The sequence below is a fragment of the Calidifontibacillus erzurumensis genome, from assembly GCF_013303125.1.
In the GTDB taxonomy this organism is placed as follows: domain Bacteria; phylum Bacillota; class Bacilli; order Bacillales; family Bacillaceae_J; genus Calidifontibacillus; species Calidifontibacillus erzurumensis.
In genome coordinates this window covers 140,546-164,612 of record NZ_JABTTE010000004.1, presented here as the reverse complement: position 1 = coordinate 164,612, position 24,067 = coordinate 140,546, and the positions used below count along the sequence as shown (strand labels likewise).

Genomic DNA, 24,067 nt, shown 5'->3' with positions numbered 1-24,067 from the left:
ATCAAGGAAGGAGAATGTAGAGTGGCTGTATTTATAAACAAAGATACAAAAGTAATTGTTCAAGGGATTACCGGGAAAACGGCCCGTTTTCATACACAACAAATGTTAGAATATGGAACAAAAATTGTTGGGGGAACTTCACCTGGAAAAGGTGGAACAGAAGTTGAAGGAGTACCTGTTTTCAATACAGTGGAAGAAGCTGTAAAAGCGACTGGGGCTACAGCATCAGTTATTTATGTTGCTGCACCATTTGCAGCTGATGCAATTATGGAAGCTGTAGATGCAGAATTAGAACTTGTTATTTGTATTACTGAGCATATTCCTGTACTAGATATGGTAAAAGTTAAACGTTACATGGAAGGAAAGAAAACACGTTTAATCGGACCAAACTGCCCTGGTGTAATTACTCCAGAAGAGTGCAAAATTGGCATTATGCCAGGCTATATTCATAGAAAAGGACATGTAGGTGTTGTATCACGTTCTGGTACATTGACATATGAAGCTGTTCACCAATTAACTCAAGCTGGCATCGGTCAATCTACAGCTGTCGGAATTGGTGGAGACCCAGTAAACGGAACAAACTTTATTGATGTTTTAAAAGCATTTAACGAAGATGAAGAAACATTGGCTGTTATCATGATCGGTGAAATCGGAGGAAATGCTGAAGAAGAGGCTGCTCGTTGGGTTAAAGAAAACATGACGAAACCAGTTGTTGGCTTTATCGGCGGACGTACAGCACCTCCAGGAAAACGCATGGGACATGCTGGTGCAATTATTTCAGGCGGAAAAGGTACAGCAGATGAAAAAATCCGTGTGATGAATGAGTGCGGAATTAAAGTTGCTGAAACTCCAGCTGTGATGGGAGAAACATTAATTTCAGTCCTAAAAGAAAAAGGACTTTACGAAAAATGTAAAAATCTATAAAAAATAAGAAAAGGGCTTGTCACAAAGTGATTAGCCCTTTTTTTCAAAATCGGAGGAATTATGGATAAAACAAAGCTGCGCTTAATTCATATACATAGTTGCAAAGGTGTTGGATGGAAAACAATTGCAAAATTTATAAATTTTGATCCTTCACTCCAAGAAATCTACACATTAAAAAAGCCCCATTTTTCTTCACTATTTCAAATGTCCGACTACAATATAGAAAATTTTTATAAAGACTTACATTTAACTAGGCCGGAAGAAGTATATGCCTCATTGAAAAAAGCGAGAATTCACCCCTTGACCATATTGGATAATGAATATCCTGTCTATTTAAAGCAAATTTATGATCCACCATGGGTTTTATATTTAAAAGGAAGAATATCATTGTTACAAAGCAAATGTATAAGTGTAGTAGGCACAAGAAAACCTTCCCCTTATGGATATGCTGTTATGAGAAAATTGTTACCGACACTCATCAATAATCAATGGACAATTGTCAGCGGCCTTGCCTTAGGTATAGACACGGAAGCCCACAAAATAGCAATAAGTGAAAATGGAAATACGATTGCTATATTAGGATCAGGCTTCAACTATATATATCCTTCCATTAACTGCAAATTAGCAGAAAAAATTGCTTCGGAACAATTGCTTATAACAGAATTTCCTCCTGATAAAAAAGCGGAAAAATGGCATTTTCCTTTTAGAAATCGAATCATTAGCGGATTGTCAAAAGGGACATTAATTATCGAAGCAAAAGAGCGGAGCGGGTCTTTAATAACAGCTGAACAAGCTTTAGAGCAAGGGAGAGAAGTGTTTGCTGTACCAGGTTCTATTTTGGAAGCAACAAATCAAGGGACAAATCGATTAATTCAAAATGGAGCTAAATTAGTCATTGATGCGGAGGATATTTTGGAAGAGCTTTGACAAATTAATAAAAATATACATGAATTTGAATAATTTGAGAAATGATGTTTGACAAAACTACAAAAAGTATTTAATAATAATGAAGATTTTATTTTTACCTCGCTAGGGAGGAATCATTTTAATGGCAGATTATTTAGTAATTGTAGAATCACCAGCAAAAGCTAAAACAATCGAACGCTATCTCGGTCGAAAATATAAAGTGAAAGCTTCCATGGGTCATGTTCGCGACTTGCCAAAAAGTCAGACGGCCATTGATATAGAAAATCAATATGAACCTAAGTATATTACCATTCGAGGAAAAGGACCTATCCTAAAAGAGTTAAAAAATGCTGCAAAAAAGGCGAAAAAGATCTATCTTGCAGCCGACCCGGATCGTGAAGGGGAAGCAATTGCTTGGCATTTGGCACATGTACTTAACATTGATGAAAACTCTGATTGCCGCGTTGTTTTTAATGAAATAACGAAAGATGCGGTTAAAGAAGCTTTTAAACATCCACGGGCTATTAATAAAGATTTAGTAAATTCCCAACAGGCAAGGAGAATTCTTGATCGGCTTGTAGGATATAACATTAGTCCTATACTGTGGAAAAAGGTGAAAAAAGGGTTAAGTGCAGGAAGGGTTCAATCGGTTGCCGTGCGCTTAATTATTGACCGTGAAAAAGAAATTGAACAGTTTATTCCTGAAGAGTATTGGTCAATTACTGGTCAATTTGAAGTTGATGGAGAAATTTTTGAAGCTAACTTTTACGGAATTGACGGGAATAAGCTTGACATCCATAATGAAGCTGAAGTAAAAGAAATATTGGCGAGATTGAACGGTCAAACTTTTGCTGTCCAATCTGTAAAAAAGCGGGAAAGGAAACGAAACCCTGCACCTCCATTCACAACATCATCGCTGCAGCAAGAAGCGGCTCGGAAACTAAATTTTCGTGCCAAAAAAACGATGATGATTGCCCAGCAGTTATATGAGGGAATTGACCTTGGAAAAGAGGAAGGAACTGTTGGTTTAATCACTTATATGAGAACAGATTCAATAAGAATTTCTGAAACAGCACAAGCTGAAGCTGCGAATTTTATTCGAGCTGAATTTGGAGAAGAATATTTAGCTCAACAAGAGAAAAAAACTGAGAAAAAAGCAGCTAATACCCAAGATGCACACGAAGCAATTAGGCCTACTTCTACTTTAAGAACGCCGAGCAGTTTGAAAAATGTGTTAAGCCGTGATCAATTAAGGTTATATAAACTGATTTGGGAGCGTTTTGTTGCAAGTCAAATGGCACCGGCAGTTATGGATACAATGACTGTCGATTTAGTTAACGAGGGTGTTATTTTTCGAGCAAATGGATCTAAAGTAAAATTTCCAGGATTTATGAAAGTTTATGTGGAAGGAAATGATGACCAAACGAATGAAGAAGATCGTTTGCTCCCTGATATTGAAGAAGGAATGCTCGTGCAATCAAAAGAAATAGACCCGAAACAACATTTCACTCAGCCACCACCAAGATACACAGAGGCGCGGCTTGTGAAAACTTTAGAAGAACTTGGGATAGGACGGCCGTCAACCTATGCACCGACTCTAGATACGATTCAAAAAAGAGGATATGTTGCACTTGAGAATAAGCGGTTTGTACCGACAGAATTAGGACTTATTGTCCATGAATTAATGGTAGAGTTTTTTCCAGAAATATTAGATCTGGAGTTTACAGCCAAAATGGAAACAAGCCTTGATGAAATAGAAGAAGGTCGAAAAGATTGGATTAAAGTCATCGATGAGTTTTATAAAAGTTTCGAAAAACGAGTTAAAGTTGCGGAAGAAGAAATGCAAAAAGTGGAAATTAAAGATGAACCGGCTGGCGAAGATTGTGAGCTTTGTGGTCATCCAATGGTTTATAAAATGGGGCGCTTTGGTAAGTTTATGGCTTGCTCTAACTTTCCAGACTGCAGGAATACAAAAGCAATTGTAAAAGAAATAGGTGTTAAATGCCCTGAATGTAAAGAAGGAAATATCATTGAAAGAAAAAGTAAGAAAAAACGAACATTCTACGGCTGTGACAGGTTCCCGGATTGTGAATTTTTATCTTGGGATAAGCCATTGCCAAGAAATTGTCCGAAATGCAATGGTTTATTAGTTGAGAAGAAAATTAAACAAGGCCTTCAAGTCCAATGCACAAATTGCGATTACAAAGAAGAACCACAGCCATAACATAAACGAAAAACACGGGAGGGTTCGGTTTGTCCGAAGATTTTATTACAGTCATTGGGGCAGGGCTTGCCGGCAGTGAAGCTGCATGGCAAGCGGCAAATAGAGGGGTAAAAGTGCACCTTTATGAAATGAGGCCGTATAAACAAACACCTGCCCACCATACTGATAAATTTGCAGAATTAGTTTGCAGCAACTCATTGCGGGCTAATACGCTAACGAATGCGGTTGGCGTTTTAAAAGAGGAAATGCGACGTTTAAATTCTATAATTATAAGTTCAGCAGATGAATGTGCTGTCCCTGCTGGTGGTGCCTTAGCGGTCGACCGCCATGAATTTGCCAGCAGGGTTACAGAAAAAATAACAAGTCATCCAAATATAACGGTTATTCATGAAGAAGTAAGCGAAATTCCAGAAGGGATTGTTATTATTGCCTCTGGACCTTTGACTTCAGAATCTCTATCAAACGAAATAAAACAATTAACTGGAGAGGACTACTTTTATTTTTATGATGCAGCTGCTCCAATCGTTGAAAAAGAAAGCATCAACATGGAGAAGGTGTACGTGAAGTCTAGATACGACAAAGGGGATGCTGCTTATATTAACTGTCCGATGACAGAAGAAGAATTTAATATTTTTTATGAGGCTTTAATCAATGCGGAGACTGCACCTATTAAGGAATTTGAAAAAGAAATTTATTTTGAAGGGTGCATGCCAATCGAAGTAATGGCAAAAAGAGGGAAAAAAACATTATTATTTGGTCCTTTAAAACCTGTTGGTTTGGAAGATCCGCGTACAGGAAGAAGGCCTTTCGCTGTTGTTCAACTAAGGCAAGATGATGCTGCCGGTTCATTATATAATATTGTTGGCTTTCAGACTCATTTGAAATGGGGTGCCCAAAAAGAAGTCATTCGGTTGATCCCAGGGTTAGAAAATGCAGAAATTGTTCGATATGGTGTTATGCATCGGAATACATTTATTAATTCACCAAATTTACTGAATCCTACCTATCAAATGAAAAAAAATGATAAAATCTTTTTTGCTGGACAAATGACCGGTGTAGAAGGTTATGTTGAATCAGCAGGGGCAGGTTTAATTGCCGGTATAAATGCAGCCCGATTATTTGCAGGACAAGAACCTATAACATTCCCTGTTGAAACAGCATTAGGAAGCATGGCCCATTACATTACAACAGCGAATCCAAATAATTTTCAGCCGATGAATGCAAACTTTGGACTTTTTCCACCATTACCTGAAAAAATTAAAAATAAACAAGAAAGATATAAGAAGCACGCTGAACGCGCATTAAATTCAATTCAGAATTTTATGAATTATGTATGAAAAGTTTGCAATTTGGGTATATTATATGGTAAGATTTATTGGGCTGAGAAAGTATATATACTTTAGAGAAATATGAAGCAGCAAGGATATACAATTTGCTGCTGTTTCTTATGTCTGTTTAGAAAAGAAAAATCAATGCTGAGAGAAGTATAACATTCGACATTCCTATAAGGGGGTTTTCTATGAATTCTTCATTTCATGCGACGACGATATTTGCGATTCATCATAACGGGCAATGTGCGATGGCCGGAGATGGTCAAGTGACGTTTGGAAATGCAGTTGTTATGAAACATACTGCAAGGAAGGTTCGTAAATTATATCACGGGAAAGTGATTGCAGGATTTGCCGGCTCAGTTGCTGACGCCTTTACTTTATTTGAAAAATTCGAAGGTCGTCTAGAGGAATATAATGGCAACCTACAACGGGCAGCTGTTGAATTGGCAAAAGAATGGCGCAGTGATAAAGTCCTTAGACGTTTAGAAGCAATGCTTATTGTTATGAATAAAAATCACTTGTTATTAATTTCTGGAACCGGAGAAGTTATTGAACCGGATGATGGAATATTAGCGATTGGATCCGGTGGGCATTACGCATTATCTGCAGGCAGAGCTTTAAAACGGTATGCTGGTGATCAGATGACTGCAAAAGAAATTGCCAAGGCTGCACTCGAAATTGCCGGTGAAATATGCGTATATACGAATGATCATATCATTGTGGAAGAACTATAGTTGGAGGGATCAGGAATGAAAAAGGATTTAACTCCACGTCAAATCGTAGAACGCCTTGACCAATACATTGTAGGGCAGGATAAAGCTAAACGCGCTGTTGCCGTTGCCTTAAGAAATCGCTATCGCCGTATGTTACTAGATGAAAAATTGCGTGACGAAATAACCCCTAAAAATATTTTAATGATTGGTCCGACTGGTGTTGGTAAAACAGAAATTGCTAGAAGGTTGGCTAAGCTTGTAGGAGCGCCGTTTATTAAAGTTGAGGCAACGAAATTTACGGAAGTCGGTTATGTTGGCAGAGATGTAGAATCGATGGTACGGGATCTAGTGGAAACATCTGTTCGTCTTGTTAGAGAAGAAAAAATGCATAGCGTTCGTGCCAAAGCTGAGGAGAATGCGAATAAACGTCTTGTTGAGCTATTAGTTCCCTCCAAAAAGAAAGAATCCCAATATCGAAATCCTTTAGAAATGTTGTTTGGGGGACAAAATCAACCGCAAGACCAAAGGGAGCAGCCAGAGGATCAAAATATTGCACAACAAAGAAGACAAATGGCTCATAAGCTTGCTCTTGGAGAATTGGAAGATCATATTGTAACAGTAGAGGTTGAAGAACAGCAGCCTTCAATGTTTGATTTATTGCAAGGTTCCGGAATGGAACAAATGGGAATGAATATGCAAGATGCCCTAAATTCATTAATCCCGAAAAAGAAAAAGAAACGAAAACTTACCGTTAGGGAAGCGCGAAAAGTACTGATCCAAGATGAAGCAAATAAATTGATTGACATGGAAGAAGTTACAGGGGAAGCAGTTACAAGAGCTGAACAAATGGGCATTATCTTCGTTGATGAAATTGATAAAATTGCTGGGAAAAACCAACATTCTGCTGATGTTTCAAGAGAAGGTGTACAACGTGATATTTTGCCGATTGTTGAAGGTTCTACGGTAGTAACAAAATATGGTCCAGTCAAGACCGACCACATCTTGTTTATCGCCGCAGGAGCGTTTCATATGGCAAAGCCTTCTGATTTAATTCCCGAACTCCAAGGCCGTTTTCCTATTCGTGTCGAGCTCACAAGTCTCTCGGTAGATGATTTTGTGAGAATCTTAACAGAACCAAGTAATGCCCTCATTAAACAATATCAAGCATTATTACAAACAGAAGGTATAAAACTTGAATTTTCTGACGAAGCTATTCGTAAAATTGCGACAATAGCTTATGAAGTCAATCAAGAGACAGATAATATTGGAGCAAGACGTCTACATACAATATTAGAGCGGCTTCTTGAAGATTTATCATTCGAAGCTTCTGATATTATGCTAGAGAAGGTGGTAATAACACCTGAATATGTAGAAGAAAAATTAAGTTCCATCGCTAAAAATAAAGATTTAAGTCAATATATATTATAAAATTTTATATCGTTGTAAAGGTAGGAGGAGTAATAAATGAAATTACTTGAAAAAACTAGAAAAATAAATGCAATGCTACAAAAAGTTGGGGGAAAACCAGTTAACTTTAAAGAAATGGCAGAAACTTTAAGAGATGTTATTGAAGCGAATATATATGTTGTTAGCAGAAGAGGAAAATTGTTAGGTTTTGCGATTAAGCAACAAATTGAAAATGAGCGTATGAAAAAAATGTTAGAGGAAAGACAGTTTCCAACTGAGTACACAAACAATCTTTTTAACGTAACAGAAACATCTGCTAACCTTGATATTAACAGCGAGTATACTGCTTTTCCAGTAGAAAACCGCGATATTTTTCAAAACGGCTTAACAACTATTGTACCAATTATTGGTGGTGGAGAAAGATTAGGGACTTTAATCCTAGCTAGACTTCAGGAAGCATTTTCTGATGATGATTTAATTCTTGCAGAGTATGGTGCAACTGTTGTTGGTATGGAAATTCTGCGTGAAAAAGCTGAAGAAATTGAAGAAGAAGCTAGAAGTAAAGCGGTTGTACAAATGGCAATTAGTTCATTGTCTTATAGTGAATTAGAAGCAATTGAGCATATTTTTGATGAACTAGATGGCAGCGAAGGTTTATTAGTTGCCTCAAAGATTGCTGACCGTGTTGGTATTACTCGTTCTGTAATCGTAAACGCTCTTCGAAAACTAGAAAGTGCAGGCGTTATAGAATCAAGATCATTAGGGATGAAGGGTACATATATAAAAGTATTAAATGATAAATTTTTAGTTGAACTTTCAAAATTAAAAGCAAACTAATGTAATGGAATAAAAAAGCTGTCCTAATCAATTTGGCATTTTAGTAAAAGTATGAAAGTGCTTAAAATTGTGGGACAGCTTTTTATTTTTGGAAAATTTTTCTGTTTGTATAGATACTTTTTCCTAATTCAATAGATATTTGTCAAAAAGTGTCGTTTATTCTTATGTTACACTGTATAACTATTGATAAATTTAACCCCTTGATTTAAAAGGTATTGAAGGAATAAATAAGTTTTAATAAAGGTTTGCCAAGTACTTTAAATGATAAATTTTTGGAAAGTTCTTATAAATTGATGCCTTAGATGGATAATAGGACTTTATTTCTAAATTAATAAATATTTGTCGACATTTATAATTTATTGTTATCTTTTAAAAAAAAATCATTTATAATTAAAAACAAATTCGAAAGATTATTCTATTTTTTGTCCTAATTATTTTTAAATATTATTTTAAAAGTAAAATTTTGGTTTCTAACCAAAAGGTGAGTGGTAATTTATGAAACTTTTTTCAAATACAATTTATTCGTTAGAAAATGCATTAAATTATTCATCCATTAAACAAAAAGTTATTGCTAATAATATTGCAAATGTTGACACCCCAAACTACAAAGCGCAAGAAGTTAGCTTTAAATCAGAGCTGGATCAAGCACTTTTGAAGGCACACCGTCTTGATGAACGCCATTTTGAATTTAAGCAAAATAGACAAAGGATAAATGTCTACACGAAAAATACAACCACTTTTAATCATAACGGCAATAACGTTGATATTGATAAAGAAATGGTTGAAATGGCTGAAAACCAAATTTATTATAATGTTCTAATTGAGCAGCTCAGTGGAAAATTTACAGCTTTAAAAGAAGTGCTAAAAGGAGGCAATACATAATGCGCATTTTTCATGGTATGAATATATCTGCTTCTGCATTATCAGCGCAGCGCTTCCGCATGGATGTCATCGCCTCAAATATGGCCAATGGTGAAACAACGAGAGCCAACTTTGTAAATGGCCAGTGGCTGCCCTACCGAAGAAAAATCGTTGAATTTGAACCGATCCCAACAACATCTTTTAGCCACTATTTAAATAAAGCAATGCAAGATACTCCTGGACATGGAGTCCGTGTTAGAAGGGTTGTAGAAGACGAAACCCCTTTTAAAATGGTCTATAATCCTGATCATCCTGATGCCAATGAAGAAGGCTATGTAGCAATGCCTAATGTAGATCCATTAAAGGAAATGATTGACTTAATGAGTGCCACAAGATCTTATGAAGCAAATGTAACAGTATTAAATGCTACAAAAGGGATGATGATGAAAGCTCTTGAAATTGGCAAATAGATATGGGAGGTTTAAAAAAAATGGAAAGAATTTCGCCATTTACATTGACAAATCAGGTTCAAATTCAAACAGCTAAGAAAACATCAAACACAACACCTGCAGAAGCTCAAAAAAAATTTACGAATGCTCTAAAAAATGCCATTGACGAACTAAATAAATCACAAAATGAGTCAGACATAGTGACAAATAAATTTATTAAAGGAGAAATTAATGACATTCATGAAGTGATGATAGCAGCCCAAAAAGCAAGCATTACGAGACAGGCAGCTATTGAAGTACGCAATCATGTGATCGAAGCTTATAAAGAAATTATGAGAATGCAAGTTTAATTGAAATATTTTACATAAATTAAGAAATTATCTAGATACAACAGAGGAATACGCTGGGGGCTATTATGAACGAAAAGCTAATGCATTACAAAAATAAATTATTAGATTATTGGAAAACAAAAACGAAAAAACAAAAAATGATCATTGCTGGCTCCGCTGTTTCTGTAATTGTTTTGCTTATTCTCGGATCAATATTTGCAGCAAAACCGAATCTCGTTCCCCTTTATAAAGATTTATCCCCTCAAGAAACTGGGCAAATTAAAGAAACCTTGGATTCACGGGGGATTAAGTCGGAAATAGCAGATGGGGGAACAACGATTAAGGTACCAGAAGAATTAGTTGATACATTAAAAGTTGAACTGGCAGCGGAAGGAATTCCAAATAGCGGGGAAATATATTTTTCGTCCTTTGGTGAAGGCGGGTTCGGTATTACTCAGGAAGAATTTGAAATGAGAAAAGTTGCTGCCATTCAAAATGAGTTAAAAAGATTAATCAAAAGGTTTGAAGGTGTTCAAGATGCGGATGTAATGGTTTCTATGCCTCAACAAAGCGTCTTTGTTGGTGAAGAGCAAGGGACCGCTTCTGCCTCGATCGTTATTTATCAAAAGCCTGGCTACAAATTTAAAGATGAACAAATCGAAGGGCTATATCATCTTGTATCAAAAAGTGTGGCTAATTTGCCTTTAGAAAATATATATATAACTAATCAGTATGCTGAGCCTCTAAATAGAAAAGACTTCATCGCTTCAAGCTCAGGAATTAACTTTAGCGATCAGTATGAAATAAAAAAGCAAATTGAACGAGACATCCAGCAACAAGTACAGCAAATGCTCAGCCTTATGATGGGAAGAGATAAAGCTATTGTTACTGTAACAGCTGATGTTGATACATCGAAGGTTAATACAACTAGTAATATCGTTAAACCGATTGATGAAGAGAATATGAGGGGAATTGCAATCAGTGCGGAAAAAATAACGGAATCATTCGTTGGTGATGGACAAACTCCAGGAGGTGAAGTTGGAACAGGTGATGGAATCCCAGGGTATCCCGGAGAAGATGGAAATCAAAACGGACAATACGAAAACATCGAAGAGCGCATTAATTATGATGTTACAAGAATCATGGAAACTGTAGAAAGTTCTCCATATAAGGTAAAGGATTTGGGCATCCAAGTTGCCATTGACAGCACTGATTTAGATGAACAAACAATGCAAACGCTGAACGATGAAATTAAAAACATGTTAAATGGTATTATTCAAACTACAATTGATAACAAAGAAGCAAATTTGGATGGGAAAGTAAATGTAACTTGGCAAAAATTTTCGGGAATCAAACCGTTGCCTGCGCCAACATTTATGGATTTAATCCGCAGTTATATCGTTTATGTAATAGTAGGAATATTGCTATTAATAGCTTTAATTGTACTTCTATTCATCGTTTTCTTAAAGAAAAGAAAAAAAGTAGAATTCGACGAAGAACTGGAGTCAATTACCGAAGAACGTGTGATGGCAATACCTGATATTAACGAAGAACATGAAACTGAATCGACAGCTAGAAGAAAGCAACTAGAGAAATTAGCAAAAGAAAAGCCGGATGAATTCGCAAAACTATTGCGTACTTGGTTAGCTGAAGATTAGGAGGTATCTAAATGGCAAAAGTTTCTGACGGTTTAACAGGAAGACAAAAAGCTGCGATACTCCTAATATCTCTTGGACCAGAAGTATCAGCACAAGTTTATAAACATTTAACAGAGGATGAAATCGAGAAACTGACACTTGAAATTTCAAGCGTTAAAAAAGTAGAAAATAAACAAAAGGAAGAAATTCTTGAACAATTCCACCAACTTGCTTTAGCCCAAGAATACATATCACAAGGTGGTATTGGTTACGCCAAAATGGTATTGGAAAAAGCATTAGGTCCGGATAAAGCAGCGGCAATCATTAACCGATTAACATCATCATTACAAGTAAAACCGTTTGATTTTGCGCGCAGAGCTGATGCTTCGCAAATATTGAATTTTATACAAAATGAACATCCGCAAACAATCGCATTAATTTTATCTTATTTGGATCCTGAAAAAGCAGGTCAAATATTATCTGCCTTACCACAAGAAATGCAAGCAGATATCGCAAGAAGAATTGCTTTGATGGAAAGTACTTCACCAGAAATAATTAATGAAGTAGAACAAATACTAGAACGAAAGCTATCAACAACAGTTACACAAGATTATACTCAAACTGGTGGAATTGAAGCGGTTGTAGAAGTTTTAAATGGTGTTGACCGCAGTACTGAGAGAACGATTTTAGATGCACTTGAGATTCAAGATCCTGAACTTGCGGAAGAAATTAAAAAGAGAATGTTTGTCTTTGAAGATATTGTTACCCTTGATAACCGTGCGATTCAACGGGTAATCCGAGATTGTGAAAATTCCGATTTATTACTTGCGCTTAAAGTTGCAAGTGAAGAAGTGAAAGCAATTATCTTTAAAAATATGTCGAAACGGATGGCTGAAAGTTTTAAAGAAGAAATGGAATATATGGGGCCAGTTCGTTTGCGTGATGTAGAAGAGGCGCAAACAAGAATAGTAGCCACAATCAGAAGACTTGAAGAAGCCGGAGAAATTGTCATAGCCCGGGGCGGAGGAGATGATATCATTGTCTAGAATTATTAAATCTCCTTATGCCCAATCAGATGAAGGAAATAAAAAAGTAATTACATTAAAACCTTTGACAGGGAATTTTTTTGAAGAAAAAAAGACTATTGATTTAACTAGTGAACCAAACAATGATATTCATGAAGCAGAGAAGAAAGCAGAAGAGATTTTACGAGAAGCTGAGGAAGAAGCACTTTCTATTCTGAAAGATGCTGAAAAAAAATTGAATGCAATCTTGCAGCAAATTGAATCTGAAAAACAAAACTGGGAATTTGAAAAACAACATTTAATTGAAACAGCAAGACAGGAAGGCTATCAACGGGGTCTCGAACTTGGGAAACAAGATGGTTTTAATGAATATAAAATGTTGATTGACCAAGCGAAAGAAACGGTGGATTTAAGTAAAAATGATTATTTAAAAACAGTTGAAGAAGCTGAACGTACGATTCTACATCTAGGTTTAAAAGCTGCTGAGAAAATAATCGGATTTACTTTAGACTTAAATCCGGAAGCTTTTTCAAATTTAGTGAAAAAAGTAATAAAAGAAGTAAGGGATCATCAAGATGTAAAAATTTATGTTCATCCGAAATACTATGATTTAATGATTTCCCAGAAAGAAGAATTAAAAACTTATTTCACTAATCCTTTAACGGAACTCTATATTTACCCAAATGAAGAGCTCAACCAAACCGATTGCATAATAGAATCCTCTTTCGGAAGAATTGATGCCAGCGTAGATAGCCAATTGCGAGAACTAAAATTAAAGCTATTAGAAATGTTGGACGGAGATAGCAATGATGAAAACGGCTGATCTTATATCAAAAATTGATTTGATTGACACATACAAACGCTTCGGCCGTGTTTCTAGAGTCATTGGTCTGATGATCGAATCACAAGGTCCAGAAAGCTCCATTGGCGATTTATGTTATATCCATGTTGGCAGTAAACAAAAACGAAAGATTCGTGCTGAAGTTGTTGGGTTTCGTGATTCCCATGTCTTATTAATGCCTTATACAAATATTCAAGATATCTCCCCTGGTTGCCTTGTGGAAGCGACAGGTGAACCGATGCAAATTAAAGTAGGATCCGCATTAATTGGTAAAGTTTTGGACCCTCTTGGAGATCTGCTTGATGGGGGCAATCTTCAAAAAGGGCTTACACCCGTACCAACCGATCAATTTCCTCCCAACCCTTTGAGACGCCCACCAATTTCTGAAGAAATTGAAGTTGGTGTTCGCGCTATCGATAGTATATTAACTGTCGGAAAAGGACAGCGGGTAGGAATATTTGCTGGAAGTGGAGTTGGAAAAAGTACATTAATGGGTATGATTGCCCGAAACTCAGAAGCTGATATTAATGTCATTGGGTTGATCGGTGAACGTGGCCGAGAAGTAAGAGAATTTATCGAACGAGATTTAGGTGAAGCTGGATTAAGAAAGTCAATCGTTGTTGTAGCGACATCCGATCAACCGGCTTTAATGAGATTAAAAGGTGCTTTTACAGCCACTGCGATAAGTGAATATTTCCGAGACCAAGGCTTTAACGTGATGTTAATGATGGATTCGGTTACGCGAGTTGCGATGGCTCAAAGGGAAATCGGTTTAGCCGTAGGAGAACCGCCGACAACGAAAGGGTATACTCCATCTGTATTTTCGATATTACCGAAACTGTTAGAACGAACTGGAACAAATGAGCTTGGTACGATTACAGCTTTTTATACTGTATTAGTAGATGGAGATGATATGAATGAACCTATCGCTGATACGGTACGCGGAATTTTAGATGGGCATTTTGTTTTAGACCGAGCCTTAGCTAACAAAGGCCACTATCCCGCTATTAATATATTAAAAAGCGTTAGCCGAGTAATGAACAATATTGTTTCCCTTGAGCATCGGAAAGCTGCAGAAAAATTAAGAGATTTGCTGTCAATTTATATCAATGCCGAAGATTTAATCAATATCGGTGCATATAAGCGCGGCTCATCAAAAGAAATAGATGAAGCAATCAAGTTTTATCCAAAAATCATTTCTTTTTTAAGACAAGGAACTGATGAAAGGATTCCAAAATCAGAATCGATATCAACCCTCATCCAATTATTCGAACAATAAACCTCATTTTTGGGGGTAAAGAGATATGGTTTTTCCATTTAAATTTTCAAAAGTTTTAGCGTTGAAAGAAAAGGAAAAGGATGCTGCAAAAAGTGGATATAATGAAGCTGTTCAAAAATTTGAAAATGCAGCGACCGAACTATATGTGCTATTAAAACAAAAAGAAGAATTTATCGAAAAAAAAGAACAGCAAATTCAAAAAGGTGTACCAATTTCCAAAATCCAAGATGCCGAGCGATTTTTGTTTTCCCTTGAAAAATCAATTAATTTTTGGCAAGGACAAGTAGCAAAAACTCGGCGCTCGATGGAGATTAAACAACAACTCCTATTAGAAAAAAATATTGAAGTTAAAAAGTATGAAAAATTAAAAGAAAAAGCTTGGGATTCCTTCAGTCAATTCGAAAAAAAGGAACAAAATCAAATGATGGATGAAATCTCGATTCAACAATATATGAACCGGGGAAATCAGGTGTGACTATGGAAAGTAAAGCAGAACAGCAAATGACAAATCAAAAACATGAACAAAGCGAAAACGAAAAGGAATATGGAAAAATACAATGGTTTTTCTATGTAATTTTTATACCATTTATTTTTGCAATAGTCACAAGCATCGTCGTCATGACGATGGCGGGCATCGATGTACCAAAATTGGCACAAAAGTATAGCACTAAAATTGAAGAGATGTCTTCCGTCTTTTCTGGTGAAGACAATATAGAGATTGCAAATAAAAAAATATCTTTATTACAAAAAACGATAGAAGAACAAAAAAAGGAAATTTCTAATTTAAAAACTGAAATTAAAAGAAAACAAAGTGATCTAGAAGGATCACAGAAAGAAATTGAAAAACTAACGAAGGATTTACATGAACTAGAAGAGAAGCAGCAACTTGCTACGATGCAGCTTAAGGAAGTTGTAAAGGTATATGAAACAATGTCAGCAAAAAAGGCCGCAGCTATTCTTTCAGAATTACCTAATGAAGAATCTTTAGACATTTTGAAAACAATGAATAATGAAGCGAAAGCTGCTATTTTGGAAAAAATGGACCCTAAAAAAGCAGCCCAATTGACAATTATGCTAAAACCTGAATAAGGAATATTAATGATTCGTTGGTAATTTCAAACTATAAAAATTTGAAAGGAGGTGACATTATGAATGCGCAAGGATTAGGACTTATTAGCTGCAATATTCGTTCGCTAGTAGAAAATCAATTAAACTATGAAACAGCCAATCAAAAAGCAAATAATTTTTCATTTTTTGACTTATTGAACATTGAAATGAGTCCAACTGATCAAAGCTCGATCTTTTCAACAACGACTGCTGATGATGAAAATAACAGTTTTTTAAATGAAGAACTACTGGAAGTTTTTCAACAGTTTTTAGAAACGATGCAGGCAGATGAACAAGTCATCGATCCTGCTATCATCGAACACCCGGATTGGAACGAGTTGTTAATGGGACTACCTCAAAATTTTGTACAACAATTTACAAATGATATTCACTCTGCTAAATCAATTGAACAAATGTTGGCACACACACAATCCGGCAGTAAAGAGCAGTTTATTGTCATTTTAGCTGTTCTTTATCAGATGAAAGAAAAAAAATTGCTGTCAGAACGAGAGTTGCAAGCTTTACAAGATGTAATGAATAAACAATTGAAAGAGACAGCCCAATTAAACAGCCTTTCTATCACGAATATGCAGCCTTTATTTGCAAAAAAGATGAATAGATTTGATAAAGAGAAAATGAATGGAATTTATCGAGAGCAGTCAAATGTCTCTGGAAAATTAAATGTAAACCGATTAGAGCAACATGTCCGATATTCAAATTCCCGAACTACAGGCGAAACTGGTATTAAAAATACATCTAAAAATAATCTTTCAAGTTTTATTATTAAATCAGATTCAGTTGCGGAGAAGTCAAAAATAGACGGATTTGAAAAATTGATTGTTAGTTCAATAAAAGAAAGCACACCAATTCGTAGCTTTCAGCAATTGATGTTAATTTCTCAGCAAAATCATATTTCTTCTTCTGAAGAGCAAATTTTGCACCAATTGCAGCAAATAATAAAAAATAGTAAATTTAGCACGTTGCCAAATGGGCAAAGCCAAATGCAAGTTAAATTAAGTCCTGAACATTTAGGAATGCTTACGATTAAACTTTCCGAAACAAATGGAGAAATGGTAGCAAAAATCATTGCTTCAACAGTTCATGCGAAAGAAGCTATCGAAAAAAATTTACAAGTTTTACGTCAAGCGTTCGCAGCACAAAATATTCAAACAGAAAAAATAGAAGTTCTTTATCAAGGGGAAAGCCAATTTGATGGAACTTCAAAAGATTATAAGGAGCAGCATGGTGAAAGGAAAAAACAGCAAGATGAAAAAGCTGCCAAAGGTTATCTCGAAGATGATCAATCTGAATCCCAATCTTTTATAGATGAGCTGCTAAACGTAATCGTTTAGAAACGGAGTGATACGTTCATGGGCAATACGATTGATTCAAGTTTATTTTTAGAAACGAATAAGCAAGGCGTACGAAACACACCTTCGAATACGTTAGGGAAAGACGATTTTCTTAAAATATTAATGGTGCAGCTTCAAAATCAGGATCCATTAAATCCGATGGACGATAAAGAGTTTATTGCACAAATGGCTCAGTTTTCTACCCTCGAACAAATTACAAATATGAGCAACAATTTCGCGAAATTTATTGATTTTCAAAAAACAAACATATTGGCATCGTATGTTGGTTGGATAGGAAGAGAAGTTGATTGGGAAATTATTATAAGAAATTTCGATAAAGACGGCAATGAAATTGATCCGACAATTGAGACAGGAACAGGGACTATTTCTGCTGTTCAGATCGGTGACAACGGAATCGTCGAACTTAAATTGGATGATGGCCGAATTGTCTATCAAGATGAAATTAAAAGCGTTCAAGGCAATGCCAAAAATGATTATGAAACCCAGCTTTCATTAGCAAGTCAAATGGTAGGGATGAACGTTTCTTGGATAAATGATGAGGGTGAAAAAATCGATCGTGCAACGGTCACTTCCGTCCACATGAAAAACGGTAAAATTTATTACGAACTACAAGACGGAACGATGATTCGTGGCCAACAAATTGTAAAGATTTCAAAAAGCGGCCAAAACAATGATTATACAATTGAAAGTATGGATGTAGATGAAGACTAAGTGGCTGAACATTAAAAATTCAAATACTAAGAGATGCTCTTGTTTCATATAAAGGGTGTTCAGCAAATGAGGTGGTGAATAAATGGATTATCGAATAAACCAGCTAGCCTACCATCCGTTATCACAAATAAAGAAGCAACAGCCGAAAAAGCAGGTTGAACAACAAGGTCCTTCTTTTAAACAAATATTAGGGACTTTTCAAGGAGAAACTTCGTTAAAAATAAGTAAACATGCCGAGAAAAGGTTAAACGAACGCAATATTCATATCGATAAACATCTTTGGTATAAAATTGCTGAAAAAGTGAACGAAGCAAAATCAAAGGGGATTAGCGACTCACTTGTAGTAACAGAAAATGCAGCATTAATCGTAAACACAAAAAATAACACAGTTATCACAGCAATGGATCGCAAAGAAGCAAGTTCACAAATATTTACAAATATAAACGGAACCATTTTATTATAAGCAATAAAAAATAAAAGAGCTGGACCGTACGGAGGCTCTATAACACTGCTGACTGACAGAGGCAGTGAAAAAAACAAAAAGGAGCGAAAAATTATGTTACGTTCAATGTATTCAGGAATTTCCGGAATGAAAAATTTTCAAATTAAGCTTGATGTAATTGGAAACAATATCGCTAATGTTAATACGTATGGTTATAAAAAAGGACGGACAACCTTTAAAGATATGGTTAGCCAATCGATTTCCGGCTCATCTGCACCTGGAGATACGCGAGGAGGTGTGAATCCAAAACAAGTTGGTTTAGGCTCCCAATTATCCACTATTGATATGATTGATACACAAGGAAGTTTACAAACAACAGGAAGACCGTTAGATTTAGGAATTTCAGGGGACGGATTTTTTGTAGTTGCAGAAGGAGCTGTAAACGCAGGTAATCCTCCAACAGTTAACATCACTTTTTCAACTGCGAAATTAACAAGAGCTGGGAATTTTTATTTAGATAAAAACGGGTTTCTTGTCAATGGGGACGGCTACTATGTGCTAGATACTGAGGGCAATGCTATTCAAATTCCGATAGATGCTGAGAGCTTTAGCATCGGAAGTGATGGTTCTATCAATGTAGTAGGGGCAACTTATTCAGGTAAAGAAATTGCCCTTGTTAAAGTACCTAACCCTAGCGGTTTAGAAAAAGTTGGGTCAAATTTATATGCCATTACATTTAATTCTGGTACTACAGATAATGATGAGATTCTAGAACAGGCTGATCTTTTAACCCCCGGCACAAAAGGAGCAGGAACTATCGTTTCCGGAACTCTTGAAATGTCAAACGTTGATCTTTCCGAAGAGTTTACGGAGATGATCGTGGCTCAGCGCGGTTTCCAAGCAAATACAAGAATAATAACAACTTCTGATGAAATATTGCAAGAATTGGTCAATTTGAAACGATAATGTGAGGAGGTAGGGAGTTAGGCCTTGCCTAGCTCCCGGTAAAATTGATTAAATTGACAAAGTTAAATGGAGAAAATTTTTATTTAAATGCTATATACATAGAACAAATCCAATCCTTTCCTGATACGACAATTACGCTGACAAATGGGAAAAAATTTGTCGTGCGAGAGGATGAGGAAGATGTTATTCTTTTAGTAAAAGAATTTTATCGTGACGTTCATTTGCTGGGGCATCCAAGGATGGGGGAGAATGAGTAAATGACGAATAATAAACTTATACAACTCATGTTAATTATTTTAATCATTATTACTTTAAGCGGCGTTGTTGCATACTTTGTTATTATTAATGTAACGAAAGATATTCACAATAAAGAACAGTCGATTGAAGAAATTCTTAAATTATCAATCGATACAGAAGAATTAACGACGAACTTAAATGATGGGTCTTATTTAATCATTCAGTTTAAAATACAGGCAGATAGCAAAGATGCAAAAGCAGAGCTAGAAAAAAGAGATTTCCAGATTAATAATATTTTAATTCAAGAGCTTGCCGCAATGAGTGAAGAGCAATTTACTAGCAAAGAAGGTTTACTAGAAGTTGAAGAAACTATAAAAAAACGTTTAAATGAAATAGTTCAAGCAGGGACAGTACAAAAGGTCTACATAACGAAGCGGTTGGTTCAATAAGCACTAATGACCCTTTTTACTGGAGGTGTGGGTAATGGCGGAAGAAGTATTGTCCCAAAGTGAAATTGATGCACTGCTTTCAGCGCTTTCAGCGGGGGAAATGAATGCTGATGAACTGAAAAAAGAGGATAAAGCAAAAAAGGTTAAAGTCTATGATTTTAAACGGGCATTACGCTTTTCTAAGGATCAAATCCGCAGTTTATCAAGAATTCACGAAAATTTTGCAAGACTTTTAACGACACATTTTTCAGCTCAATTAAGAACATATGTGCAAATATCCGTAGCCTCTGTAGACCAAATTCCTTATGATGAATTTATTCGATCAATTCCAAAAATGACGATTTTAAACGTGTTTGAAGTGCCTCCATTGGAGGGGCGAATGTTGATCGAGGTAAATCCGAATATTGCTTATGCAATGCTTGATCGGATTTTAGGAGGAAGAGGAAGCAGCATCAATAAAGTTGATAATTTGACTGAAATAGAGACAAAAGTAATGTCAAATATGTTTGAGCGTGCTTGTGAGAATCTTCATGAAGCTTGGGAGTCGATTGCAGATATTGATCCAGTTTTAACAGAATTTGAGGTAAATCCTCAGTTTTTACAAATGGTTTCACCAAACGAAACAGTTGTTGTTATTTCATTAAATACAACTATTGGGGAAACTAGTGGAATGATTAACATTTGTTTGCCACATGTAATGTTAGAACCAATCATTCCAAAATTATCTGTCCACTATTGGATGCAAACCTCGAAAAAAGAGCCTATGCCTGAAGAAATTTCCATAATTGAAAAGAGAATTAGAAAAGCTTATTTGCCGATACAAGCCATCCTCGGGGAGACGACAATTACTGTTCAAGAGTTTTTAAATTTGGCAGTAGGGGATGTGATTCAACTTGATCAGCATATTGATCAACCGTTGGAAATTAGAATTGCCGATCATCCAAAATTTATTGGACAAGCGGGAAAAAAGAATCAACATTTAGCCATTCAGATTATTGATAAAATAAAGGGAGGTGGGGATGATGGTGAGTGATGGAATGCTTTCACAAGATGAAATTGATGCTTTACTAAAAGGAGGAGGAGATGACCTCCATTTTGATGATTCACCTTCATCAAACGAAATGATCAATATTGATGATTATTTAACACCCCTTGAAAAGGATGCTTTGGGTGAGATTGGCAATATTTCTTTTGGAAGTTCGGCAACAGCTCTTTCTACTTTACTTAATCAAAAAGTAGAAATTACTACTCCTAAAGTATCAATCGTTAAGAAAAATCAATTAAAAGACGAATTTCCACAACCATATGTGGCTGTTACCGTCGAATATAAAGAAGGCTTTCAAGGAATTAATTTATTAGTGATTAAACAAAGTGATGCTGCGATTATCGCTGATTTAATGCTTGGGGGCGATGGTACAAATCCTTCGGAAGATTTGGGGGAAATTCATTTGAGTGCCATCCAAGAGGCAATGAACCAAATGATGGGTTCAGCGGCTACATCAATGTCTACGGTGTTTAATAAAAAAGTTGATATTTCACCGCCAAGTATCGATTTTCTAGATTTTATTCAAGGTGCTGGAACAGAAAGAATTCCAAGTGATGAAGTATTAGTTAAAGTATCGTTTAATTTAAAAATTGGTAATCTAATAGATTCAAGTATTATGCAACTTTTACAAGTTGATTTTGCAATAAAACTGGTGACCAGTTTATTAAACCCAAATTCAAGTCCAAAAGAAGATACAGTCATACAAAATCAAACAAATCATACTCAGACGAATACAACAAATAGAAGTAAGAGTGAGCAAGAAATTCGATCTCGTAGTACAGATAGCCAGCAAACAGTTACAGAAATTCATAGCCAACCAATGAAACATGTTGGTAATGCACCCCAACATATTGGAAGTGGTCCAAACAGTAAAGCAAATATTCAACCGGTTGTATTTTCTTCCTTTGATCAAATGACGTATGTGCCTCAAGAAGCAAATAATTTAAGCATGTTATTAGACATTCCGCTTAATGTAACGGTTGAGTTGGGGAGAACGAAGCGTTCCGTGAAAGAAATATTGGAACTTTCTGCTGGCTCTATAATTGAACTTGATAAATTAGCTGGGGAACCTGTTGATATATTAGTGAATAATAAATTGGTTGCTAAAGGTGAAGTTGTTGTTATCGACGAGAATTTTGGAGTTCGCGTAACGGATATTATTAGTCAATCCGACCGGATTAAGAATTTACAATAATAGACTATGGGGGTAGTTGTGTGGGAAATAGAATATTAGTTGTCGATGATGCGGCATTTATGAGAATGATGATTAAAGATATTCTTACGAAAAATGGCTATCAAGTCGTAGCAGAAGCAGCTGATGGTATTCAAGCCATTGAAAAATATAAGGAAGTTCAACCGGATCTTGTAACGATGGACATTACAATGCCGGAAATGGATGGAATTACGGCACTTAAAGAAATAAAAAAAATAGATCGAAATGCAAAAGTTATTATGTGCTCGGCAATGGGACAGCAAGCAATGGTCATTGATGCAATACAGGCAGGAGCGAGAGATTTTATTGTTAAACCATTCCAAGCAGACCGTGTATTGGAAGCTATTAAGAAAACAATTGGATAGACTAGAGGAGGCAGCAGATGTTTGCGTAAATGGTTCTTATTGGTATTGATTCTATTTATTGCTCCGTTTGGAACATATGTCCAAGCGGAGCCTGATTATGACAGTCAGACAGTTGATCAAATGATAAAGGAAAACAATAAACAAACTAGCAATGATGAAAATAAAATTGAGAGACGCCATGTAGGGGCGGAAAAAACGGAAAATGATGGATTCTTACAAGAAGATCCACCATCATTTGATAGTGGTTTTCATTTGTTTGATTTTGTAAAAATGTTTTTAGCATTAGCCATTATCATTGCTCTTATCTATTTAATATTACGGTTTGTTCATAAAAAAAACCGCTTATTTGGACAAATGAAAACGATGGAAAATTTAGGTGGAATTTCGCTCGGTCCGAATCGTTCTATTCAACTAGTGCGGATTGGTGATTCCATCTTTGTAGTAGGTGTAGGGGAAACGATTCAATTATTAAAAGAAATAACATCGCAAGAAGAAATTGAAAAAATATTAAAACAAAATGACCTTCAGCCTTTGGATGGCATGTCATCCCTTTTCAATAATGGAAAACGAAAAAAAGCGCCCGAAGAAGGGCACGGTTCGGTAAACAGTTTTCGCCAAATGTTAATAGGACAATTGGAAGAATTAGCCGAAGGGAGAAAAAAAATCTATGAAAAAATTAAGAGGGACCATGACAAATGACTGAGTTTCTTCCAGGAATTGATCCTAGTATTTTAAATAACGATAGTCCGGAAAATGTCGCTACAACTGTACGACTTCTTCTGCTACTGACAGTTCTTTCGATTGCTCCAAGTATTTTAATCTTAATGACAAGTTTTACTAGAATTGTCATCGTTCTTTCATTTGTCAGAACGTCGCTCGGGACACAACAAATGCCGCCTACTCAAGTTTTAATTAGTTTGGCCCTTTTTATGACTTTTTTTATAATGGCTCCTACATTTTCTGAGATAAATGAACAAGCACTTACTCCTTTTTTGGAAGGAGAAATAACAGAAGATGAAGCGTTTGATCGGGCCACAGAGCCGATGAAGGAGTTTATGAGCAAGCATACGAGACAAAAAGATTTAATGTTATTTTTAGATTATGCAGAGATGGAACGTCCTAAAACGATTGATGATATTCCTTTAACAGCACTTGTTCCTGCCTTTGCTATAAGTGAACTAAAAACTGCTTTTCAAATTGGCTTTATGATTTTTGTTCCATTTTTAGTGATTGATATGATCGTTGCGAGCGTACTAATGTCAATGGGGATGATGATGCTGCCGCCAGTAATGATTTCTTTACCTTTTAAGATTTTATTGTTTGTAATGGTTGATGGCTGGTATCTAGTTGTAAAATCCCTATTAATCAGTTTTTAACTTTGATTGAAGGGTGATTT

At 35.8% G+C, this 24,067-nt stretch carries 27 protein-coding genes; all 27 read left to right on the top strand.

Annotation, left to right across the window (positions count from 1 at the left end; all coding sequences use genetic code 11):
- Window positions 1-21 precede the first annotated feature (21 nt).
- The 27 genes from sucD (at window position 22) to fliP (ending at window position 24,047) form a co-directional block, all read left to right on the top strand.
- Window positions 22-924, top strand: a complete 903-nt coding sequence (gene sucD / locus HR057_RS05365) for a succinate--CoA ligase subunit alpha (protein WP_173730395.1) — start codon at window positions 22-24, stop codon at window positions 922-924.
- 57 nt (window positions 925-981) lie between these two features.
- Window positions 982-1,851, top strand: a complete 870-nt coding sequence (gene dprA / locus HR057_RS05360; RefSeq protein ID WP_173730473.1) for a DNA-processing protein DprA — start codon at window positions 982-984, stop codon at window positions 1,849-1,851.
- Window positions 1,852-1,972: 121 nt separating this feature from the next.
- The gene (gene topA / locus HR057_RS05355) at window positions 1,973-4,054 is read left to right on the top strand and encodes a type I DNA topoisomerase (protein ID WP_173730394.1); all 2,082 of its coding nucleotides are present in this window, start codon (window positions 1,973-1,975) and stop codon (window positions 4,052-4,054) included.
- Window positions 4,055-4,083: 29 nt separating this feature from the next.
- Window positions 4,084-5,391 carry an FADH(2)-oxidizing methylenetetrahydrofolate--tRNA-(uracil(54)-C(5))-methyltransferase TrmFO gene (gene trmFO / locus HR057_RS05350; protein ID WP_173730393.1) on the top strand — a complete coding sequence of 436 codons (1,308 nt, stop codon included), beginning with the start codon at window positions 4,084-4,086 and terminating at the stop codon, window positions 5,389-5,391.
- A 182-nt stretch (window positions 5,392-5,573) separates the two neighbouring features.
- Window positions 5,574-6,119, top strand: a complete 546-nt coding sequence (gene hslV, locus HR057_RS05345; RefSeq protein WP_173730392.1) for an ATP-dependent protease subunit HslV — start codon at window positions 5,574-5,576, stop codon at window positions 6,117-6,119.
- 15 nt (window positions 6,120-6,134) lie between these two features.
- Window positions 6,135-7,526 (top strand): HslU--HslV peptidase ATPase subunit, encoded by a 1,392-nt coding sequence (hslU, locus tag HR057_RS05340; RefSeq protein WP_173730391.1) that lies wholly within the window; start codon window positions 6,135-6,137, stop codon window positions 7,524-7,526.
- A 36-nt stretch (window positions 7,527-7,562) separates the two neighbouring features.
- Window positions 7,563-8,342 (top strand): GTP-sensing pleiotropic transcriptional regulator CodY, encoded by a 780-nt coding sequence (gene codY / locus HR057_RS05335; RefSeq protein WP_173730390.1) that lies wholly within the window; start codon window positions 7,563-7,565, stop codon window positions 8,340-8,342.
- A gap of 495 nt (window positions 8,343-8,837) precedes the next feature.
- On the top strand, window positions 8,838-9,224 hold the full coding sequence (gene flgB, locus HR057_RS05330) for a flagellar basal body rod protein FlgB (protein ID WP_173730389.1): 387 nt from the start codon (window positions 8,838-8,840) through the stop codon (window positions 9,222-9,224).
- A complete protein-coding gene (gene flgC / locus HR057_RS05325) occupies window positions 9,224-9,673 on the top strand; it encodes a flagellar basal body rod protein FlgC (protein WP_173730388.1) in 450 nt (149 codons plus the stop codon). Before flgB ends, flgC begins: the two co-directional genes overlap by 1 nt.
- Before the next feature lie 20 nt (window positions 9,674-9,693).
- Window positions 9,694-10,002 carry a flagellar hook-basal body complex protein FliE gene (gene fliE / locus HR057_RS05320; RefSeq protein ID WP_173730387.1) on the top strand — a complete coding sequence of 103 codons (309 nt, stop codon included), beginning with the start codon at window positions 9,694-9,696 and terminating at the stop codon, window positions 10,000-10,002.
- Window positions 10,003-10,067: 65 nt separating this feature from the next.
- Window positions 10,068-11,639 carry a flagellar basal-body MS-ring/collar protein FliF gene (fliF, locus tag HR057_RS05315; RefSeq protein WP_173730386.1) on the top strand — a complete coding sequence of 524 codons (1,572 nt, stop codon included), beginning with the start codon at window positions 10,068-10,070 and terminating at the stop codon, window positions 11,637-11,639.
- 11 nt (window positions 11,640-11,650) lie between these two features.
- Window positions 11,651-12,664 carry a flagellar motor switch protein FliG gene (gene fliG, locus HR057_RS05310; protein WP_173730385.1) on the top strand — a complete coding sequence of 338 codons (1,014 nt, stop codon included), beginning with the start codon at window positions 11,651-11,653 and terminating at the stop codon, window positions 12,662-12,664.
- The gene (gene fliH, locus HR057_RS05305) at window positions 12,657-13,466 is read left to right on the top strand and encodes a flagellar assembly protein FliH (protein WP_173730384.1); all 810 of its coding nucleotides are present in this window, start codon (window positions 12,657-12,659) and stop codon (window positions 13,464-13,466) included. The genes fliG and fliH overlap by 8 nt, the downstream gene beginning before the upstream one ends.
- On the top strand, window positions 13,453-14,763 hold the full coding sequence (fliI, locus tag HR057_RS05300) for a flagellar protein export ATPase FliI (RefSeq protein WP_173730383.1): 1,311 nt from the start codon (window positions 13,453-13,455) through the stop codon (window positions 14,761-14,763). Before fliH ends, fliI begins: the two co-directional genes overlap by 14 nt.
- A 25-nt stretch (window positions 14,764-14,788) precedes the next feature.
- Window positions 14,789-15,238, top strand: coding sequence for a flagellar export protein FliJ (gene fliJ / locus HR057_RS05295; protein ID WP_173730382.1), 450 nt, complete (start codon window positions 14,789-14,791; stop codon window positions 15,236-15,238).
- 2 nt (window positions 15,239-15,240) lie between these two features.
- A complete protein-coding gene (locus tag HR057_RS05290; protein WP_230474359.1) occupies window positions 15,241-15,852 on the top strand; it encodes a MotE family protein in 612 nt (203 codons plus the stop codon).
- 59 nt (window positions 15,853-15,911) lie between these two features.
- Complete coding sequence (locus tag HR057_RS05285; RefSeq protein ID WP_173730381.1) at window positions 15,912-17,222, top strand: flagellar hook-length control protein FliK; 1,311 nt, start codon at window positions 15,912-15,914, stop codon at window positions 17,220-17,222.
- An 18-nt stretch (window positions 17,223-17,240) separates the two neighbouring features.
- Complete coding sequence (flgD, locus tag HR057_RS05280) at window positions 17,241-17,954, top strand: flagellar hook assembly protein FlgD (RefSeq protein WP_173730380.1); 714 nt, start codon at window positions 17,241-17,243, stop codon at window positions 17,952-17,954.
- Between the two features lie 82 nt (window positions 17,955-18,036).
- Window positions 18,037-18,417, top strand: a complete 381-nt coding sequence (locus HR057_RS05275; protein WP_173730379.1) for a TIGR02530 family flagellar biosynthesis protein — start codon at window positions 18,037-18,039, stop codon at window positions 18,415-18,417.
- Between the two features lie 93 nt (window positions 18,418-18,510).
- Window positions 18,511-19,362 (top strand): flagellar basal body rod protein FlgG, encoded by an 852-nt coding sequence (gene flgG / locus HR057_RS05270; protein WP_173730378.1) that lies wholly within the window; start codon window positions 18,511-18,513, stop codon window positions 19,360-19,362.
- Window positions 19,363-19,406: 44 nt separating this feature from the next.
- The gene (locus HR057_RS05265; protein ID WP_173730377.1) at window positions 19,407-19,619 is read left to right on the top strand and encodes a flagellar FlbD family protein; all 213 of its coding nucleotides are present in this window, start codon (window positions 19,407-19,409) and stop codon (window positions 19,617-19,619) included.
- Window positions 19,620-20,048, top strand: coding sequence for a flagellar basal body-associated protein FliL (fliL, locus tag HR057_RS05260; protein ID WP_173730376.1), 429 nt, complete (start codon window positions 19,620-19,622; stop codon window positions 20,046-20,048).
- A gap of 34 nt (window positions 20,049-20,082) precedes the next feature.
- Window positions 20,083-21,081, top strand: coding sequence for a flagellar motor switch protein FliM (fliM, locus tag HR057_RS05255; RefSeq protein WP_173730375.1), 999 nt, complete (start codon window positions 20,083-20,085; stop codon window positions 21,079-21,081).
- Window positions 21,071-22,288, top strand: coding sequence for a flagellar motor switch phosphatase FliY (fliY, locus tag HR057_RS05250; protein ID WP_173730374.1), 1,218 nt, complete (start codon window positions 21,071-21,073; stop codon window positions 22,286-22,288). The genes fliM and fliY overlap by 11 nt, the downstream gene beginning before the upstream one ends.
- Before the next feature lie 20 nt (window positions 22,289-22,308).
- Window positions 22,309-22,671, top strand: coding sequence for a response regulator (locus HR057_RS05245; RefSeq protein WP_173730373.1), 363 nt, complete (start codon window positions 22,309-22,311; stop codon window positions 22,669-22,671).
- 21 nt (window positions 22,672-22,692) lie between these two features.
- Window positions 22,693-23,370, top strand: coding sequence for a flagellar biosynthetic protein FliO (gene fliO, locus HR057_RS05240; protein ID WP_173730372.1), 678 nt, complete (start codon window positions 22,693-22,695; stop codon window positions 23,368-23,370).
- Window positions 23,367-24,047, top strand: coding sequence for a flagellar type III secretion system pore protein FliP (fliP, locus tag HR057_RS05235; protein ID WP_173730371.1), 681 nt, complete (start codon window positions 23,367-23,369; stop codon window positions 24,045-24,047). The genes fliO and fliP overlap by 4 nt, the downstream gene beginning before the upstream one ends.
- Window positions 24,048-24,067 lie beyond the last annotated feature (20 nt).